The following is a 17,026-nucleotide window of genomic DNA, read 5'->3' on the forward strand; positions in this document are numbered from 1 at the left end:
TTACAGTGCGCTGAAAATCTCGATTTCTTTAGACTCAGCAGTCAATGTAACGATTGCCTTCTTAGTCTTAGCTGTCTTTCCGAATACCATTCCTCTTCTTTTCTTCTTTCCGTCAAGGTTCATGGTGTTAACAGCCTTTACCTTTGTTCCTTCGAACATCTTCTCTACAGCTTCTCTGATCTGAATCTTGTTCGCTTCAGGATTTACCAGGAAGGTGTACTTTTTCTCGCTCATGTCTGCCATGGACTTCTCAGTCACAACAGGGCGAAGAATCACATCGAAATATTGTAAGTTAGCCATTATGCGTATACCTCCTCAAGTTTTAAAAGAGCCGCCTTTGTAGCTAATACAGTGCCGTACTTCAAAACATCGTAAACGTTTAACTCGTTAACCTGAGCTGTCTTTACATTCTGAATATTTCTTGCAGAAAGCACAGTATTCTGATCATTCTGATCCAGAAGAACGAAAGCCTTGTTTACCTTGAAAGCGTCTAACATGCTCTGGAAGTTCTTGGTCTTGATTTCGTCGAAACGAATCTCATCCAATACAATAAGCTTGTTCTCTGCCACTGCGTTAGACAGTGCAGACTTTAACGCTGCTCTCTTTTCCTTCTTGTTCATGCCGGTGGTGTAATCTCTTGGAGTCGGGGCAAATACTACTCCGCCGCCCTTCCACTGCGGGGCACGAATGGAACCTTGTCTTGCATGACCTGTTCCCTTTTGTCTCCAAGGCTTTCTTCCGCCTCCGGAAACCTCTGCACGAGTAAGGGCTTTCTGTGTTCCCTGACGCTTGTTAGCAAGCTGTGCAACTACTGCGAGGTGTAATAAGTGCTCGTGAACCGGTGCTGCGAAAATCGCATCATTCAGATCCATCTTGCCAACTTCCTTACCCTGCATATTAAATACAGATACGTTAGCCATTAGTATGTTCCTCCTTCCTTCTCGTCTTAGGACTTAACAGCTTCTTTGATGGTTACAAGAGCCTTCTTTGGTCCCGGAACCGCACCCTTTACCAGGATTAATCCCTGTTCTGCATCAACCTTCACTACAGTAAGGTTCTGAGTAGTAACCTTTACCGCACCCATGTGAGAGGGCATTCCCTTACCGGGAAGTACTCTGGATGGTGTTGCAGATGTACCGTTAGATCCCTGATGACGATGGAACTTAGAACCGTGGGTCATTGGTCCTCTGTGCTGTCCATATTTCTTAATAGCAGATGCAAATCCCTTACCCTTGGAAGTAGCACTTACGTCTACCTTATCTCCCTCGGCGAAGATATCTGCCTTAATCTCATCTTTAACCTTATACTCTTCTGCATTCTCAAAACGGAATTCTCTTAAGAATCTCTTGTAAGAAACGCCGGCCTTGTCGAACTGTCCCTTAAGAGGCTTGTTCACCAGCTTCTCTCTCTTCTCTAAAAATCCCACCTGAACTGCCTTGTAACCGTCGTTCTCAAGGGTCTTTACCTGGGTAACCACGCAAGGACCGGCCTGCAGTACAGTTACTGGAATCAACACACCATTTTCATCCCAAATCTGTGTCATTCCTACTTTTGTTGCCAAAATAGCTTTCTTCATCTGTTCTCCTTTCTACAGCGGAACCGTAATCGGTTCATACTAGAATTATTTGTTTTTCATCTTGATGTCTACGAAAACACCTGCGGGCATCTCCAATCTCTGTAAGCTGTCCATGGTCTTCTGGTTAGGATTGATGACATCAATCAATCTCTTGTGGGTTCTCTGCTCAAACTGCTCGCGAGAATCCTTGTACTTGTGCACTGCACGAAGAATTGTTACAACTTCCTTCTTGGTAGGAAGAGGTACTGGGCCGGAAACCTGAGAACCTGTCTTCTTGCAGTTCTCTACGATTTTTGCGGCGGATTCGTCCACAAGGCCGTGCTCGTAAGCCTTGAGGGTGATTCTCATTACTTGACTTGCCATAAAAAAAGTCGCCTCCTATCGGGTTATTGACGATAAGTTGGTGACTGTACACGTTTCCGCGCGTATCTTTTAAAAATACACACGCCGCACCCGCTGCTTGGTGCTTAGATTGTAGTACAGTGACCTGCCGTCAGTTTCAAAACTTGACATTCGCTCCAGAAAGCTCTCTGTAGAAACTTATACATTACTGCTTTCATTTCTATAGTAATCTTTTCCTTCAACGCTATCATGCCACAGCCGTACTAAAATACCATATCCCCGGGCAGAAAGCAAGATTTATCCCGCTTTTTTTGCACAAAATCAAAAACATGAGAAAAACCTCTTATCGTCTCGAATCCTTGTTTTCGGATTCAATTCCACGCTGCCGTGCGTGTCGCATAAGTATAATAGAAAAAAGAAGTCTTGTAAAGACTTCTTTCACTTGTCAGCCGATATTTTCCTCAAAAAATTCTCCGTATACTCTTGTGTTCCATCCGGCTCAATCCACATCGCTTCCACATCCGCTCCGCCATCCTGAATCTTCTTCAGAAGCGCTTTTCCCTCTTTCACATCCAGAATAAAAAGAGCCGTAGAAAGCCCGTCCGCAAGGCCGGAATCCTTGGTCAAAATGCTTACGGAACGGTGGCGGTCAGCCGGCATCCCTGTTCTCGGGTCCACGATATGGGCATATCGCTTTCCGTTTACCACATAAAAACGCTCATAGTCTCCACTGGTGACCAAAGAAGTGTCTTCAATTTCTCCCGCCACCGCAAACTGTTCTTCATCCTGTCCATCCACGTAAAAGGGATTTTCCACGGGGCAAACCCAGCGTTTTCCGTCTCCCCTTTTTCCGATAGCCCTCAGGTTTCCGCCAATATTCAGTAAATAATGCTTAGCACCGGCTTCTTCCAGAAGCTCTGCGGCCCTTTCCACGGACCAGCCCTTGGCAATACCGCCTACATCCAGCCTAAGCTCAGGATCTTGAAAATACACGGTGGAGTTTTCTTCATCCAAAATTAAATCCTCAATATTACAATGTTTGGACGCCTCCAAAAGAGCAGTTTCCTCCGGAAGACTTGCATTTTCCGGATTGGCAATGCCTGCCTCCCGGTAATCGTGCCAGATTCGCAGCACTGCCCCGTAGGCAATATTTACCTCTCCATCGGTCTTTTCATATATTTCCTTTCCGAACTTCAGTAAGGCCATTATCTCCGGATCCACCTTTACCGGAGCAGTGCCGGCATTTTCATTTACATACTTTAAGTTCTGCACTCCGGGATAATCGTCATACACATCAAAAAGCTGATGGAGCTCCTGCAGGCGCTTATGCACTGCCTTAAAGTTTTTCTGAAAATCACCTTCATTACCCTCGTAGCCGATGACCAGAGAAACCGTATCAAAGACATCCATAAACTGGTCCTGGTAGCGATTCTTCTTTCCGCAGCCGCTAAGAAGAAGGCAGACACTGAGGACAAGGCAAGCGCCAAGGGCAAGACAGGACTTTCGAAAGCGTAAAAAAGAAAAAGAAGCATGAGGAAATGTCTTTTTAGTGCTCACGATACAAAATCCCCTCTTCCTCTTTGTGACGGGCGAACCATGTCTTTACATAGGGGCAGGTGGGAAGAATTTTTCCGCCCTGTCCCTTAACCTCTGCAATAGCTTTTTCCACCAAGGTTCCTGCAATCCCCTGTCCTCGGAGAGAGGGGTCCACAAAGGTATGGTCAAACTCATAGACCTTTTCCTCTTCTATATAATAAGGAAAAGTTATTTCCGCCAGTACTTTTCCGGCCTCTTCATAGCGAATCTGATGCTTCTCTATTTTCCATTCCATAAACTGCTCCTTTCTAAAAAACAGCAAAACCGCTCTTCGGTTTAGCCTTTAAATCCATTTTTCAACAAGAAAAAGTAAAGATGTCTTCTGTAACAAAGTTAGTTTACTATAACATTTTTTCTTCACAAAAAAAAGCTTCACTTTCCTCCGACAGAACTGAACTGTTCTCCCCCCAGACTAAACCAGTCTGCATTATGGAAAAGAAGCTTTTTTCTTTTTTTAGCATTCTCTATGATTTATACGGAAATAACTTAAGCTCTCCTTTGTTACATTCACTACGGGAAGGGCAATACCGTCCAGAACCTGCTTCATTTTTACATTGTGCATCTTCACGTAGCGAAGAAGCAGAACCAGACCGCACCAAATCGCCAACACCGCCAGATATTCCCAAATCTTGATGTTGTCGTTATAAATTACACCGCCGATAATACCGCCCAATACATAGTTTTGTACCGCATCGGAGGCTGTACTGGGTGCCAGATTGCCTTTTCCTGAGATGTTAATGACAAAAATCAAAGCAAAAAAGCCGATAAATAACTTTTCCGCTACTAAAATGAATTCCTGCATCCTCTTGCCTCCTAACGTTTAAAAAGCCGGGAAAGAAAAATGCTCTCTACGCGCTTTCCTTTCCCGGCCTATCCCGGAGATAGAGAGATTTGAACTCTCGCGCCGGTTTCCCGACCTACCGCATTTCGAGTGCGGACCCTTCAACCACTTGGGTATATCTCCTGATTTTTTGTAAAAAAAACGGCGAGACAGTCTCGCCATTCCTTCACAATGCCGGCGACCGGGGTCGAACCGGTATGGGATTTTTGTCCCGCAGGATTTTAAGTCCTGTGCGTCTACCTATTCCGCCACGCCGGCGTTTCAAGTTTCCCTGAAAACGTCGCATTGTTTTGCAACAGTACGATAATACAGAATGTTCCTCTGCTTGTCAATACGGGGGCAGTAAAAATTCAAAAAAGTTTTGAAGATTTGAAGAGTTAATTCTCAAACTAGGTTCCACAACGGGATTTACCCGCGGGAATTCCTTTAGAATTCCTTTTAGAAAATTTGAAATCTTTACGTAAAATAGTCGTAGGCTAAACGCTTGGTTCCATCTCCTACGATAACCTCTCCACAATATTGAAATCCGAAACGCTGAATGGCCCTTTGCATGACCTGATTATTCTCATGGGTATCAATCCTAAGGTAGGGATGCTGTTCCTTACAAAACTGAAAGCATAACTGGGCAAGACCGGGAATTTTTCCGGAGGATACCACCCGATGAATGACACCATAGGCTTCATTCCTATGCCAAGCTCCTTCATAGATTTCTTTATAATTGGGCTCTTCTCCCACATGAAAATGAAAGACCAGCGCAATCTCCTCCGCCTCTCCTACATAGAGATAGCCCTCTTCGATATCCTTTCGAATCAAATCCTCCGGAGGATTATTCTTTCCCCACTGCGTAGGATTCCCGTTTTTCTCCATAAATTCTCTGGCCTTTTCGTATAAAGGCATAATCTGCCGTAAATCTTCCGGATTTGCTTTTCGAATCTGTAGCATAACGGTCATCCTCCTAATCTCTTTAAAGCTTCTTTGGAAAGTATCGTTGAAAAGTATCTTTGAAAAGCTTCTTTTATAAATTCCTGTTGAAATCCTCGTTAAAAAGCCCCCCCTTGGACTTTATCTCTAAACTTATATGATAGCTGTTTTCAGCGCAAAATAATCACTAAATTATCCATCAAAACTTATTTGTTTTCCACAAAGACTGTCTTTTTTTCTCTCATTATGACTTTTTCTATTCCCAGGGTAGCGGATAAGCTGATATCCTTACACTTTCCCCTATATACTCCACATTCGGATATTATCCGTAAGTGGATATTATCCGAATGTGGAGTATAGGAGATTCCTAAGGCTACCGCTATAATCCTTTTCAGGAGGTGGATATGCCTTATCTCAAACATCATTTTCTTTATCTTTTTCTACTCTATGCAGCCATCAAAGATTTACAAGAACGGAAAATCCCCAAAGTCTATTTTATACTTTTTCCCTCATTCTTTTTCTTCCTTCTTGCTTTCCCCTTTGAAGCCGCAGATCTGAAAAAATCCCTTATTACCCTTATCTACTGGATTCTAAGTCTTTTCGTAAGCTATCCCCTCTTTTATTTCACCGCCGCCGGAGGAGCAGACTGGAAACTATGCTCCCTTCTTATCCCCCTTTTACCCTTGGAAGAAAGTCTTCCCCTTCTCCTCCTGGCATCCCTTTTCTCTTTCCTTTTATTTTTCATTTGTCGCACAGAAGACATTCCCTATGCTTTTTCTCTCTTTCTCGGCTACACCCCGATTATGCTGATGAAAGGATAAATTCTTAATTCCCACAGAAAGGATATTCGTCATGGAAAAAATTCTTGCCATCTACGATGAAGATGCCCTGTATTGCAAGCGCCTTAGCCTTTACCTTCGGCAAAACACCAAGCTCCCCTTCCAAATCTATCCGATTCTTAACAAAGAAAGCCTGGAAAGCTTCTCCAAGAAAAAGGAAGTGGATCTTCTGCTTCTCTCCGAAAAAAATGCGAAAAACCTCCATTTTTCTCCCAAGTCCCACAAAACCCTTTATCTTTCCGAAGAAAATCTGCTTACAAAGCAACGGAAGGAGAATTGTATCTATAAATACCAGTCCGGAGACCAAATTATGCGGGAAATTCTGGTGCAGTACGGAGAGTTGGAGCTTTTAGCGGAAGGAGGCCAGCATCGTGCGGATGTATTTCTGGTTTACAGCCCCCTGGGTCGTTTGGGAAAAACCACATTTTCCAAAGCCTTGGCTAAGGAACTGGGGAAGAATAGAAAGACGCTCTATCTCAGTCTGGAAGAGTCCGCTTTTTCTCCAAAGGATCAGGAAAAGGAGAAGGAATGTTTAACGGAAGCCCTGTATCACTTTAAGGAAAATCATCTGACTCCGATGATTTTGCGAGCCCTTTCCTATGCCAAAGATAACTATGTCACCATCCATCCGGTTCGAAGTCCGGAGGATATCAGCAGTGTCTCTCAAAGAGACCTTTCTCTTTTCTTGGAAAAAATTGCGGAAGAAGCGGGGGCTGATGCTTTGGTTGTAGATACCGACAGCAGTATGAGTCGTTATCTGGAATGTTTCACTTTAGCCAGAAAAGTCTTTCTTCCGGTTTTGGAAGACCGAAAAAGCAAGACTAAGCTTTCCGTTCTTCAACAATACTTGGAGAAAAATGCAGGAGAAGGCGTAGCGGAAAAATTCATTCAATGCAATCTCCCCACTCTGACAGAAGAAAGCGCCTCCTTCCCCGCCTTGGAACAATACTGCCGGGAGCTTTTATTACGACAGGTCTATGAAGAGGAGCAGGTAGAAGCGGAGCAATACCGAAAAATGGCTTTATAAGCATTTGGAAGATAGCGATAGAGATAGAAATAGAAACAAAAATAGAAATGAGAATAGATACAAGAAGCGATACAAGAATCGATATGCGAATCGAAATATGAATCGGAAAGGAGCTTAAAGTGCTGGCCCTGGATCAGGTAAAACAAGAAATCAAAAAAGAGCTTTTGCTGGATTTGGAAGAAAAACAAGTCAGTGACAGCCATTTGTATCAGGAAATCGACTCCGCCCTTTTAAGCCGAAAGGATCTGGCTTTGCGGGAAAAACTCTACTTAAGAAGCGCGGTTTTTGACAGCTTTCGAAGGCTGGATCTACTTTCCGAACTATTGGATGACGGTACGGTCAGTGAAATCATGATAAACGGTCCAAAAGAGATCTTTGTGGAAAGAAAGGGGCGAATGGAGCGCTGGCAGGGCTCCTTTCAAAGTGAAGAACAGCTTGCGGATTTGATTCAACAGATTGTTTCCCGAATCAATCGTGCGGTAAATACCAAAAGTCCCATTGTAGATGCCCGCTTAGAAGATGGCTCCCGTGTTCATGTGGTGCTTCCCCCCATTGCACTAAAGGGACCTACGGTCACAATACGAAAATTTCCGGAGCCTATCACCATGAAAAAGTTAATTCAACTGGAAAGTCTCACGGAGGAAGCAAGTCATTTTCTGCAGTCTCTGGTTCGTTCCTCTTATAACATTTTCATTTCCGGCGGTACCAACAGTGGAAAGACCACTTTCTTAAACGCACTTTCTCAGTACATCCCTAAGGAGGAGCGAATTATTACCATCGAAGATAGCGCGGAGCTACAGATTCAATCCGTGGAAAACCTGGTTTCTTTAGAAACCAGAAACGCCAATGCGGAGGGAGAAGGCGCCGTCAGTATCTCCGATTTAATTAAAGCCTCCCTCAGAATGAGCCCGAACCGTATTATTGTTGGAGAGGTTAGAGGAAAGGAATGTCTGGATATGTTAAACGCCATGAACACCGGTCACGACGGCAGCATTTCCACCGGTCACGCCAATTCCTCTACGGATATGTTAAAGCGAATGGAAACCATGGTGTTGCAGGGTGCGGATCTTCCTCTCCCATCCATTAGAAACATGATTGCCTCCGCCATTGAAATTATGGTTCATCTTGGGAGAACCAAGGATCACAAACGGCGGGTTTTGGAAATATCAGAAGTAATGGGGATTGAAAATGGAGAAGTTAAACTCAAAAAATTATATCAATACAATGGCAAAATTCTTGAAAAGCTGTCGGATCTCCATAACGAAGACAAACTCCGTAGTCGATTATAGAGAGTACATCATTTATCTTCCGGAATACCTCTTCCTATGGGTCAAGTTCCTATTGCTCCTTCTCCTTTTCTCCTATGCCTTTTATCAGCATATTCTCTTCTTTTTGCTTCTGCTTCCCTTCAGTTTTTTCTATCCTTTTCTCCAAAGAAATAAATTAAGAAAAAAGCGACAGGAGGTATTGGTTTCCCAATTTAAAGAAATGCTTTCCATCCTCAGTGCCTATCTGAGTGCCGGATATTCTTTGGAAAATGCCCTATTCGCCTGCATCCCGGATCTGGAAAATCTTTTGGGGAAGAAGTGCTATATGGTAGAGGAGCTGAAGCAAATCAAACGCTCCCTTTCCATGAATTGCCCTTTGGAAGAAGCTCTTTCCCAATTTGCTCTTCGTTCCGGTGTTGATGATATCCATAATTTCTCGGAAATCTTCCTGGTGGCAAAGCGCTCCGGAGGAGATCTGATTCAGATTATTCAGCAAAGCAGTACGATTATTCGAGATAAACTGACCATTACCGAAGAAATTATCACCCTCAATGCTTCCAGACGATTCGAGCAAAAGATAATGAACGGTGTACCCTTCTTTATGATTTTTTATCTAAATGCCAGCTCTCCCGAATTTTTCCGGATTCTTTATTCCAGTATTATGGGAAGAGTGGTAATGAGCTTCTGTCTCTGTATATACCTTCTGGCCATTTACCTCTCCCAAAAGATTATTGCCATCCCCGTATAAGGCTTATCAGATGGAATCTATTGTCACCAAAAAAGGACTATCTATGAACCCCTACACTATAAAGCAAGAACTCAAAAAAATATGGTTTCGTATTCCGGGCTCTAAAACAGAACTACTGAAAAAGCAAATCCTTATTCTGATTGTCTCCCTTCTTCTTGCTGCACTCCTCTTCATGCAGGGAACAGAGCAGCAATTCCTCCTCCCCGGAAATCAAATCCAAAGAGAGCCTATAGGAGGAGTAGAGAAAAAAATCCCCCTCAATGTTACGGGAATTTCAGGAAAGAAAAAGGAAGAAATTTATGTCACGGTATCTCCAAGGCTCTATAGCAAGGAAGAAGCGGATAAAGCTTTTGCGAAGCTGCAAGGCAAAATGGAAAGCTTAATTCTAAGCGAGGAAGACAGCTTTGACGGCATCTCCGGAAATATACAGCTCAAAAAAATCTTTAATCCGGAAAACATCAAAGCTACCTGGAGTTTTCGTCCGGAAAGCTTATGGACCAATCAGAAGGAAACTCCCCTTCAAGATAGCGATAAAAGCTACACAAAGTATAGAGATATTTTAGAAGACTCAGGACAAATCCATCATGAATATCTGGAAAAAGACCAGATTCTTACAGGAACATTGGAAGTAGTTCTCAGCGCCAATATTCATCCTGAAGAGGAAGTGGAAGGGGATGAAATCAGCAGTTTCTTTAACGAAAATAATGAAATCACCTACAACTCACCCACCTACTCCTATGCCCTTCGTATTTTGCCCTTAAAGCTAAGTGAAACCGAAGCCCTGGAAATGGCCCTTCAAAATACATTACAGTACAGCAATGAACATACCCGTTCCACGGATAAACTGCTTTTGCCCAAAGAAATTATGGGGCATCATATTCATTTTTCCGAAAAAAAGAATTTTCGCTATCTATTGATTCCGCTTCTAGGTCTTTTTGCCTGCTTTCTTCTCCCTCTGCAAGCTTTAGAGCAACAGAAAACCCGTCAAAAAACCAGACTGTCCTCCCTTACCCTGGATTATGCAGAATTGGTTTCCAAGTTAGTAGTTTATCTTGGAGCAGGCCTGGCCATACGGAACAGCTTTTCGGAAATAGCCAAGCACTACAACTATCTGGTGAAAAATTGTCATCAGGAATCCCACCCCTTATATGAGGAGTTAAATACCCTCTTAAACCAGCTGGCAAGCAATGTGGGGGAGGGAGAGGCCTATTTGAATTTTTCGAAAAGAATTGCTTTAAAGCCCTATGGCAAGCTCATCAGTCTCATAGAACAAAACAGGAAAAATGGCAGCAAGGATCTTTCCCGTCAGCTCCATATGGAAATGGAAGAAGCTTTTTCCGTACGAAAACATATGGCAAAGCGTCTGGGAGAAGAAGCCGGAACCAAGCTTCTGCTTCCTTTAATATTACAACTCTTTGTCATTATGCTGATGATTCTGTATCCGGCCATGCAATCCCTACACTAAAAAGACGAAGAGAGTTCTTGGAAAACAGCAAGCATTCTCTTTGCCCATACATTCACTCGGCAATCATGCCGCACACAAAAGGAGGTTACGATGTACAAATACGCATTAGAAGATGCCCATTATGCAATGGACGCCTGGCTTTTTTCCAGAATAGAACAATGCAGGAAAAAACGAAGGGATTTGCTGAATGGTGATGAGGCCATCGGCACCATTGAGTTGGTTCTCATTATGGTGGTCTTAATCGGTTTAGTTATTATCTTCAAGGCAAAAATTGTTAAAGTGCTGGAAGAGATTATGAAAAAAATCGAAGATCAAAGTAAGGGTATTTAAAGTGCTTTCTTGATACTTCCCCTTTTTGGAAAGGAAGAGTTTATGGCGAAAAAACAATTCTCCGCATCGATTACGGTATTTCTTTCCCTAATCTTTGTTCTGGTAGCTGCACTGGTGCTTACCATTGCGGAATCCGCCAGAACAATCTCCCAAAAGCTCTATATGCAAACCGCCTTAAACAGTGCCATGGAGTCCCTTTTTTCAGAATTTCATAGGCCGCTTTGGGAAAACTACCGTATATATGCCCTGGAATATCGAGATGATAAGCTGCTGCAAGAAGAACTGGAGGGCTTCACCTCCCTTTATACAGAAGCCAAGGATCTCTTTCCATGCAAGGTGGAGAAGGAAGACTTTCTCTTTCCCAATCGGGGAATCCTTTGCGAAGACCATTATTTTGAAGAAGAAGTGCTGGAATACATGCCGGCACTTCTGGCAAAGGATGCCATAGAATTTTTAGGAGAGAAGAAAGAAGACACGGAAGCCCTTGCTACTCTGAAGGATTTTCAAAAGAAAGAAAAAGAATCCAAAAGCATAGAAGAATTACAAAAAAAATATTCCCTAAGCCATCGAGATATTGAAGCCTTGGAAGGACTGATTGAGACCATCGATATGGAGTGCAAAGCTTGTGCAACACAGCATAAGAACGGCGCAAAAGCACTTTCTGCCCACAATCCGGGAGCTTTTTATTCTTCCTGTGCCGGCTTTACTGCCGGACTGGAAAGAATTCAGCAAACTGTGCCAAGGTACCAATCCACTGCCGATTCCCTTCGGGAAAAAGTAGCCCAGTTGCGGCAACACTTTGAAGAAGAAAAGCCAAATTTGGAAGAAGACGGCATTGCCGCTATAGAGGCTGAATTAAGCAGCTACGACCAATATTTGGATGCGGAGGGCAGCATAAGGCAAAACATTGAAGCTCTTCCGCCAAAGTGTGACAGCTTAAAAGCACAGGCAGAAACGGTGAAGCAAGAAGTAAAAGATTTTGAGGAATGGTTGGAGGAAGAACGAGAAGCAAGAAGGGAAAATGAAGACGAGGAGGACGATGATGAAGAAGACTTATCCCAAGAAATTCAAGACTTTTATCATTCCGCAGAAGCAGAATGGAACAGCTTTTCCCTTCCGGCCTACAACGGACAGGTCACAAAAATCAACAAGCAAAATAGAAAAGCCTTGGAAAACCTTAGAAATCTGGGTAAGAAAAAGCTCTTGGAATATCTCCTTCCCGAGGGAGTACCCTGTCCAAGTGATGATGAAAAATACGCCGTACCTCCCGGATTTTCTACAAACTCCAAGGCCAATCCCTTACAGGTGGGGCTTTTGGGAGAATACTCTTTACGGTACTTCCATTCCTATCATAAAAAGGATGACGATAAATCCATTCCATATAGCGGAGCAAACGGCATGGAGGTGGAATATCTTATCCACCAGAAAAAGAGCGACTATGCAAACCTTTCGGCACAGGTCCTGTCTCTTCTAGCTTTCCGAGAAGCTATGAACTTTATCTATATAATGAAAAGTCCGGAGATGCGGGAAGAAGCCAAAGCCTTTGTTACAGCCTTTCTCGCCGTTACTTTAAACCCCATTGTGATAGAGGTCTTTACCCTCTTCGTCATCGGTATTTGGGCCTTTGCCCAATCCCTAATCGATGTCAGACAGCTTTTGGATGATAAACGGGTTCCGCTTATGCATAGTGAAGAAAGCTGGCGGCTCTCACTATCTCACCTGCTTACTTTCAACATAAATGAAGAAGGTGGCGACGAAAATCAGGGAAAGCACGGACTATCCTATCAAGATTATTGCAGAGCCTTTCTCTTTGCCTCCGGCTGTTTGTCCCAAAGCAAAGTCAATGACAGAATGCTGTATTGCATGGAGAAGAATATCCAAAGCACCGTATCAGAAAAGGAAAGCCAATTTCAATTAGAGCATTGCCTATATTTTCTTTCCACAGACGCCGGAATTAAGTCTAAGCACAGCCTCTACCATAAAGGATTTTTGGAAAGTCTGGGGCTTCGCCCGGAAGAGCACTACCAATTCACCCTTCATTCCGACTATAAATACAAAAATCTCAGCCACTAAGATTCCAATACCGAATATCATGAAAGCGGCAATGGTTCTAAACAAGCTATGGTTCCAAAAGAGCTATGGAGCCGTTTTCCTATAAAAAATAGCAAGAGGAGTATTTATGAGAGGCCAAAGCAATTTTCTTTCCTTTCGAAAACCAAGACTGTGTAGAAAAAAAGTGGACAAAGCGGAGGCTTTATTCTCCTCTTACTTTCAAAAGAATCTGCTTGCCTCCCTGACGATAGAAGCAGCCTTTTCCTTAAGCCTTTTTCTTTTTGCCATCATCATTCTGATGACTCCCCTTTTTATCTTGAACCGGGAAATCCGCATCAGCCGAGAAATGGAGAAGAACGCCAGAATCCTTTGTATGGCCAAATATCTGGAACACTATGGATTGAAAAAAACAGATATCGCGGATATCGAGCACATCGATCAGATTCTGGAAATTTCGGAAACCGCACTGGAAGACATCCTTCTCCCGAATACTATTCCCACGGAGGGAATGGAAAACATTCAAAGCTTTCGCTCTCATATTACCGAAGAAGATATTTATCTGAACTTACAGTACGACGAACCCATACCCTTCGGACTTCTACAAAAGAAGAACATGAGACAGGAAATCGTTGCCCATAGAAGAGCCTGGGTTGGTGCCAAGGGTGCCCGTTGGGAAAAAGAAGAAAATGCAGAAGAAGAGAATGAGGAGGAAATGGTTTACGTGATAGACGGGCCTTCCAAGGTCTATCATCTGTCTTCGGATTGCACTTACATTTCCAATGACTTTCTAAGCTGCAGCGCCAGAAAAATCGACGGTACAAATGCAAAATACGGTGGAAAATTCTGTCCCTGCAAAGCCTGCCACCCGGATCCAAACAGTCCTGTAGTGTACTACACCGAAGCCGGAAGGCGATATCACAGCAGCACCGACTGCCCGGCCATGCGTTCCAGTGTCCATAAGATTCCGCTCAAGCAGGCTTTAGAGGAGGGCAGACATCCCTGTCCCAGATGCGGTAAATAAGACTTAAATAAATCGAAAAACTTGTACAGAAACAGGAGGAAAGAGTATGGCGGAACCACAGTATTTTACTATCAGCAAAGGAATTCTTTTTCTCCTGTTCTTTGCTTTCACCCTCTTTTTTGACTGTCGAAAGCGAAGAATACCCTCTATGATTTTTTTGCTATTTGGGGGAATCCTGCTCATCCATAGCATTTTCTTTAGGAAGATTTATTATGCTTTCTTTTCTTCCTTATCCATGGAGGAATTCCCCTTGCTCCTTCTCCCTACTCTTTTCGCTTTTTTTCTTCTTCTCCTTTCCAAGTGGAGTAGAGAAGCCATAGGCTACGGGGATAGTTTATTTATTCTGCTTTCCTCTTTTTATTGTAATGCTTATCATTTCTTCTTTTTGATTATTACCGCCTTCTCTTGTTCCACCATAGTATCCATGTTTTTGTTTTGTTCCTGCAAGCTGAAAAAGAAAAATCCTAAAAACTGCCGTTTTCCCTTCCTTCCCTGTTTTCTCCCCGGAGTACTGTATTTGCTTGGTATTTCCTTTTTCTAAACAAAAGGGAAAAGAATAATCTGTGCTTTGAAATAATTGATTTTACATACACTAGAAAGGAATCCCTATGCATACCATTGAAACCACTGTTCTCTTAGGTATTTGTTTTTTATGCCTGGTAATCCTTTTACAAGAAAATATACAACTGCATGAACGTATACGGGAGAAAGCACAAGCAGCCTATCACGAAGAAGTAGAAAGCCATAGTCTGGAAAAACCCAAGGACTATTTTAAGGTAGAGCTCTATACTCGCTTCTTTTCCGTTGCTGAGGATTTACTCATACGAAAAAAAGACGAAAGCTCTCAAGCAGAAGGAAAGTCAGACGCGAAGGATGCCGATAACAATCCGGAAAAGACAGAAAATCAAGAACTCCCATAGCCTTTAATTCACAAGTGCTCCTAAATAGATTCCCATAAAAGCGCAGATAGAGAAAGGAACTTCCATGTCAAACTACAGTCCTCAATTTAAAAATGACTTTCAACACAGCTTTATGTATCTTCATAGCGTTCCTCAAGAGGAAAATCATGAGCAAAAAATTCTTCGGCAATGCCAAATTCCGGGAACCTTATCCTTTCGCCTGCTGGAGGAAGAAGGGGAGAATTTCTTACAGTATGATTTCTCTCCCTATCAAAGAGCCTGCTTGTATTTTTCTCAAAGGAAAATACGACTGCAGCACCTTAGTTCACTTTTTTCCTCTCTACAGAATGCCCTACGAAATATGGAGGAATATCTTCTCTCTCCTTCTCTCCTATCTATTGAATGGGAAGAAATCTTTTATGATGTGGAAAATCAGCATTTTCTCTTTCCTCTTATTCCCTTCAAAAAAGAATATCCGGAGGAAGGCTTGTCTGCTCTTTTGGAGCAGGTATTGGAAAATATTGATGAAGAAGAGGAAGCTGTAGTATTGGCGGCTTTTTTACTGTATCAAGAGCAAAAACACGGCGGTTTGCAATTATCCCGTATCCTGCAAATCCTTCATATTCAAGAGCAGAAGCAGCTTGTTCCAAAATCGCAAGAAAAGGAAATAAGCTCCTCCAGGACCATGCAAAAAAGTCCCCACCCGTCTTCCCAAGCTTTTTCCGGTGAAAAAGCATCGTCCCGAGTCTTCCCTAAGCCTCTAGGTGAAAAAACAACAACTGCTCAATCCCTTGAAGATTCCGGAAAGAATTATACGGAATTGGATTTATGCCAATGCTCCACCTCTTCCTTCCAAAAACAGGAGCAGGAAACACCTGAGTTTGCTACACAATCCGCTGTAGATTCCAATCATTTTCAAGAAGAGCATTCCTATACGGATGCAGCAAATACCATTCCGAAGAAAAAGGGCTTCCTGGCATCTCTTCACTTGCCTTCTTCTATTGCTTCTCCTGCTTCTTCTCCTGCTTCTTCCCCTGTTTCTTCCCTCGTTTCTTCTCCTGTTTCTTCCCTTGCAGACCGTGAACAAAAGAAAAGAAAAAAGGAAGGCAGAAAGAAAATGCTGCTGGGCATCTTCCTTATGCTCTTCCTTCCTTTAGCTCTATTCTATTTCAAGGGCTCCGGTTTTCTATTCCATTATCTTCCCTTTGTTATTCTACTGGAGCTGGCTCTTCTTCTGTATACAGCTCTGGATTATCTAATTCTGCTTCTTTCTTCCCCTGGAAGTGAAGATAAGCAAAAATGCAAAACATCGGGATGATACAAAGATAAGACATTACATTAATAAATCCATTGATTAAATCTGTATCTAAAAATGGAGGCAGGGTTCCACTTAAATTGTTTACGCCATGAGCCAGTACTGTGAAAAACAAGGATCTGCTTTTCTTCATGAAATAACCGAGGGCTATACCGGTCATAGCGGTATACACTGCCTGAATGAAGCTTCCGTGCCATACGCCGAACATCACACCGGAAAGCACGGCAGGGAACCAAAGTATATCTGTTACCTCTTCAAAGCTGCTAAAAATAATTCCACGGAATAAAATCTCTTCTACCAGCGGTCCCACAACCACGATGGCTAAGAAAGTCCAGATAAAGGGTCCCTGATCCAAATCATCGTAAAGTGTGGAAAAAGCCTCTGATTCTTTTCCTAAAAAGGAGATATTATTTCCCACAAACTCTGCAAAATTCAACCAGATGGTTGCCAATCCTCCTACACCAAATCCAATGACTATGGCAAAGAGGATATTTTGCCAAAGCGGTAAACTTACTTCTGCCTTTTTTCTTGGAAAGACCTTTCGATAAAACAGGTAACAGATTACCGATAAAACCACCGCTGTGGTTGCATCGATAAAGCTGGCACTGGTATCGATAAATGACTCACTTACGGCAAATAAGTCAAATGCTTTATGAATAATGAAGATTACAACATCTCCAATGCGGTCATAAACAAATAATACAAGTAACGGCAGAAATAAAAACAGTACTTTCCTTTTGTCCATCAAATTCTCCATTGTTTCTCCTTCTCTACTTTTCCTTTTTA

20 protein-coding genes and 2 tRNA genes are annotated in these 17,026 nt (G+C 42.8%); 11 read left to right on the forward strand and 11 right to left on the reverse strand.

Annotation, left to right across the window (positions count from 1 at the left end; genetic code table 11):
• The 10 genes from rplW to HNQ46_RS06145 all read right to left on the reverse strand — a co-directional run bounded on the left by rplW (position 1) and on the right by HNQ46_RS06145 (position 5,297).
• Complete coding sequence (rplW, locus tag HNQ46_RS06100) at positions 1-300, reverse strand: 50S ribosomal protein L23 (RefSeq protein ID WP_007157678.1); 300 nt, start codon at positions 298-300, stop codon at positions 1-3.
• Positions 300-920, reverse strand: a complete 621-nt coding sequence (gene rplD, locus HNQ46_RS06105; protein ID WP_007157679.1) for a 50S ribosomal protein L4 — start codon at positions 918-920, stop codon at positions 300-302. Before rplD ends, rplW begins: the two co-directional genes overlap by 1 nt.
• 26 nt (positions 921-946) lie before the next feature.
• The gene (rplC, locus tag HNQ46_RS06110) at positions 947-1,576 is read right to left on the reverse strand and encodes a 50S ribosomal protein L3 (RefSeq protein WP_183683845.1); all 630 of its coding nucleotides are present in this window, start codon (positions 1,574-1,576) and stop codon (positions 947-949) included.
• Between the two features lie 45 nt (positions 1,577-1,621).
• A complete protein-coding gene (rpsJ, locus tag HNQ46_RS06115; RefSeq protein WP_007157682.1) occupies positions 1,622-1,939 on the reverse strand; it encodes a 30S ribosomal protein S10 in 318 nt (105 codons plus the stop codon).
• A 417-nt stretch (positions 1,940-2,356) separates the two neighbouring features.
• Positions 2,357-3,475, reverse strand: coding sequence for an FAD:protein FMN transferase (locus HNQ46_RS06120; RefSeq protein ID WP_183683847.1), 1,119 nt, complete (start codon positions 3,473-3,475; stop codon positions 2,357-2,359).
• Entirely contained in the window at positions 3,465-3,749 is a 285-nt protein-coding gene (locus tag HNQ46_RS06125; protein WP_183683849.1) for a GNAT family N-acetyltransferase, read from the reverse strand. Before HNQ46_RS06125 ends, HNQ46_RS06120 begins: the two co-directional genes overlap by 11 nt.
• A 219-nt stretch (positions 3,750-3,968) precedes the next feature.
• The gene (locus HNQ46_RS06130) at positions 3,969-4,316 is read right to left on the reverse strand and encodes a DUF421 domain-containing protein (RefSeq protein ID WP_183683851.1); all 348 of its coding nucleotides are present in this window, start codon (positions 4,314-4,316) and stop codon (positions 3,969-3,971) included.
• A gap of 74 nt (positions 4,317-4,390) precedes the next feature.
• A tRNA-Ser gene (locus tag HNQ46_RS06135) sits at positions 4,391-4,478 on the reverse strand.
• A gap of 49 nt (positions 4,479-4,527) precedes the next feature.
• A tRNA-Leu gene (locus HNQ46_RS06140) sits at positions 4,528-4,613 on the reverse strand.
• A 198-nt stretch (positions 4,614-4,811) separates the two neighbouring features.
• On the reverse strand, positions 4,812-5,297 hold the full coding sequence (locus tag HNQ46_RS06145) for an N-acetyltransferase (protein ID WP_243155863.1): 486 nt from the start codon (positions 5,295-5,297) through the stop codon (positions 4,812-4,814).
• Positions 5,298-5,680: 383 nt separating this feature from the next.
• On the opposite strand from HNQ46_RS06145, the gene HNQ46_RS06150 reads away from it, so the two are divergent.
• The 11 genes from HNQ46_RS06150 to HNQ46_RS06200 all read left to right on the forward strand — a co-directional run bounded on the left by HNQ46_RS06150 (position 5,681) and on the right by HNQ46_RS06200 (position 16,243).
• Positions 5,681-6,097: a prepilin peptidase gene (locus tag HNQ46_RS06150; RefSeq protein WP_183683855.1), complete on the forward strand. Its 417-nt coding sequence runs from the start codon at positions 5,681-5,683 to the stop codon at positions 6,095-6,097.
• Between the two features lie 31 nt (positions 6,098-6,128).
• Positions 6,129-7,142, forward strand: a complete 1,014-nt coding sequence (locus HNQ46_RS06155) for a P-loop NTPase family protein (protein ID WP_007157690.1) — start codon at positions 6,129-6,131, stop codon at positions 7,140-7,142.
• Between the two features lie 119 nt (positions 7,143-7,261).
• Positions 7,262-8,431, forward strand: coding sequence for a CpaF family protein (locus HNQ46_RS06160; protein ID WP_183683857.1), 1,170 nt, complete (start codon positions 7,262-7,264; stop codon positions 8,429-8,431).
• A 178-nt stretch (positions 8,432-8,609) separates the two neighbouring features.
• Positions 8,610-9,158, forward strand: a complete 549-nt coding sequence (locus tag HNQ46_RS06165; protein ID WP_243155864.1) for a type II secretion system F family protein — start codon at positions 8,610-8,612, stop codon at positions 9,156-9,158.
• Between the two features lie 43 nt (positions 9,159-9,201).
• Entirely contained in the window at positions 9,202-10,623 is a 1,422-nt protein-coding gene (locus HNQ46_RS06170; RefSeq protein ID WP_183683859.1) for a hypothetical protein, read from the forward strand.
• A 90-nt stretch (positions 10,624-10,713) separates the two neighbouring features.
• Positions 10,714-10,953: a Flp1 family type IVb pilin gene (locus HNQ46_RS06175; RefSeq protein ID WP_183683861.1), complete on the forward strand. Its 240-nt coding sequence runs from the start codon at positions 10,714-10,716 to the stop codon at positions 10,951-10,953.
• A 42-nt stretch (positions 10,954-10,995) separates the two neighbouring features.
• Positions 10,996-13,026 carry a DUF5702 domain-containing protein gene (locus tag HNQ46_RS06180; RefSeq protein WP_183683862.1) on the forward strand — a complete coding sequence of 677 codons (2,031 nt, stop codon included), beginning with the start codon at positions 10,996-10,998 and terminating at the stop codon, positions 13,024-13,026.
• A 106-nt stretch (positions 13,027-13,132) separates the two neighbouring features.
• On the forward strand, positions 13,133-14,026 hold the full coding sequence (locus HNQ46_RS06185) for a hypothetical protein (RefSeq protein ID WP_183683864.1): 894 nt from the start codon (positions 13,133-13,135) through the stop codon (positions 14,024-14,026).
• 46 nt (positions 14,027-14,072) lie between these two features.
• Entirely contained in the window at positions 14,073-14,567 is a 495-nt protein-coding gene (locus tag HNQ46_RS06190; protein ID WP_183683866.1) for a hypothetical protein, read from the forward strand.
• A gap of 67 nt (positions 14,568-14,634) precedes the next feature.
• On the forward strand, positions 14,635-14,946 hold the full coding sequence (locus HNQ46_RS06195; protein ID WP_183683868.1) for a hypothetical protein: 312 nt from the start codon (positions 14,635-14,637) through the stop codon (positions 14,944-14,946).
• Positions 14,947-15,010: 64 nt separating this feature from the next.
• Positions 15,011-16,243, forward strand: coding sequence for a DUF6382 domain-containing protein (locus tag HNQ46_RS06200; protein ID WP_183683870.1), 1,233 nt, complete (start codon positions 15,011-15,013; stop codon positions 16,241-16,243).
• Here the strand turns inward: HNQ46_RS06200 and HNQ46_RS06205 are convergent.
• Entirely contained in the window at positions 16,134-16,997 is an 864-nt protein-coding gene (locus HNQ46_RS06205) for a CPBP family intramembrane glutamic endopeptidase (RefSeq protein WP_183683872.1), read from the reverse strand. The two genes, HNQ46_RS06200 and HNQ46_RS06205, sit on opposite strands and share 110 nt — an antisense overlap.
• Between the last annotated feature and the right edge of the window lie 29 nt (positions 16,998-17,026).

It is taken from the genome of Oribacterium sinus, assembly GCF_014202695.1.
GTDB classification, from domain to species: Bacteria; Bacillota; Clostridia; order Lachnospirales; family Lachnospiraceae; genus Oribacterium; species Oribacterium sinus.

Coding starts and splice junctions, on each gene's coding strand:
- HNQ46_RS06195 (WP_183683868.1), top strand. CDS start 14,635: ATGCATACCATTGAAACCACTGTTCTCTTAGGTATTTGTTTTTTATGC.
- HNQ46_RS06175 (WP_183683861.1), top strand. CDS start 10,714: ATGTACAAATACGCATTAGAAGATGCCCATTATGCAATGGACGCCTGG.
- HNQ46_RS06205 (WP_183683872.1), bottom strand. CDS start 16,997: ATGGAGAATTTGATGGACAAAAGGAAAGTACTGTTTTTATTTCTGCCG.
- rplW (WP_007157678.1), bottom strand. CDS start 300: ATGGCTAACTTACAATATTTCGATGTGATTCTTCGCCCTGTTGTGACT.
- HNQ46_RS06155 (WP_007157690.1), top strand. CDS start 6,129: ATGGAAAAAATTCTTGCCATCTACGATGAAGATGCCCTGTATTGCAAG.
- HNQ46_RS06130 (WP_183683851.1), bottom strand. CDS start 4,316: ATGCAGGAATTCATTTTAGTAGCGGAAAAGTTATTTATCGGCTTTTTT.
- HNQ46_RS06170 (WP_183683859.1), top strand. CDS start 9,202: ATGAACCCCTACACTATAAAGCAAGAACTCAAAAAAATATGGTTTCGT.
- rpsJ (WP_007157682.1), bottom strand. CDS start 1,939: ATGGCAAGTCAAGTAATGAGAATCACCCTCAAGGCTTACGAGCACGGC.
- HNQ46_RS06145 (WP_243155863.1), bottom strand. CDS start 5,297: ATGCTACAGATTCGAAAAGCAAATCCGGAAGATTTACGGCAGATTATG.
- rplD (WP_007157679.1), bottom strand. CDS start 920: ATGGCTAACGTATCTGTATTTAATATGCAGGGTAAGGAAGTTGGCAAG.
- rplC (WP_183683845.1), bottom strand. CDS start 1,576: ATGAAGAAAGCTATTTTGGCAACAAAAGTAGGAATGACACAGATTTGG.
- HNQ46_RS06200 (WP_183683870.1), top strand. CDS start 15,011: ATGTCAAACTACAGTCCTCAATTTAAAAATGACTTTCAACACAGCTTT.
- HNQ46_RS06125 (WP_183683849.1), bottom strand. CDS start 3,749: ATGGAATGGAAAATAGAGAAGCATCAGATTCGCTATGAAGAGGCCGGA.
- HNQ46_RS06150 (WP_183683855.1), top strand. CDS start 5,681: ATGCCTTATCTCAAACATCATTTTCTTTATCTTTTTCTACTCTATGCA.
- HNQ46_RS06190 (WP_183683866.1), top strand. CDS start 14,073: ATGGCGGAACCACAGTATTTTACTATCAGCAAAGGAATTCTTTTTCTC.
- HNQ46_RS06180 (WP_183683862.1), top strand. CDS start 10,996: ATGGCGAAAAAACAATTCTCCGCATCGATTACGGTATTTCTTTCCCTA.
- HNQ46_RS06185 (WP_183683864.1), top strand. CDS start 13,133: ATGAGAGGCCAAAGCAATTTTCTTTCCTTTCGAAAACCAAGACTGTGT.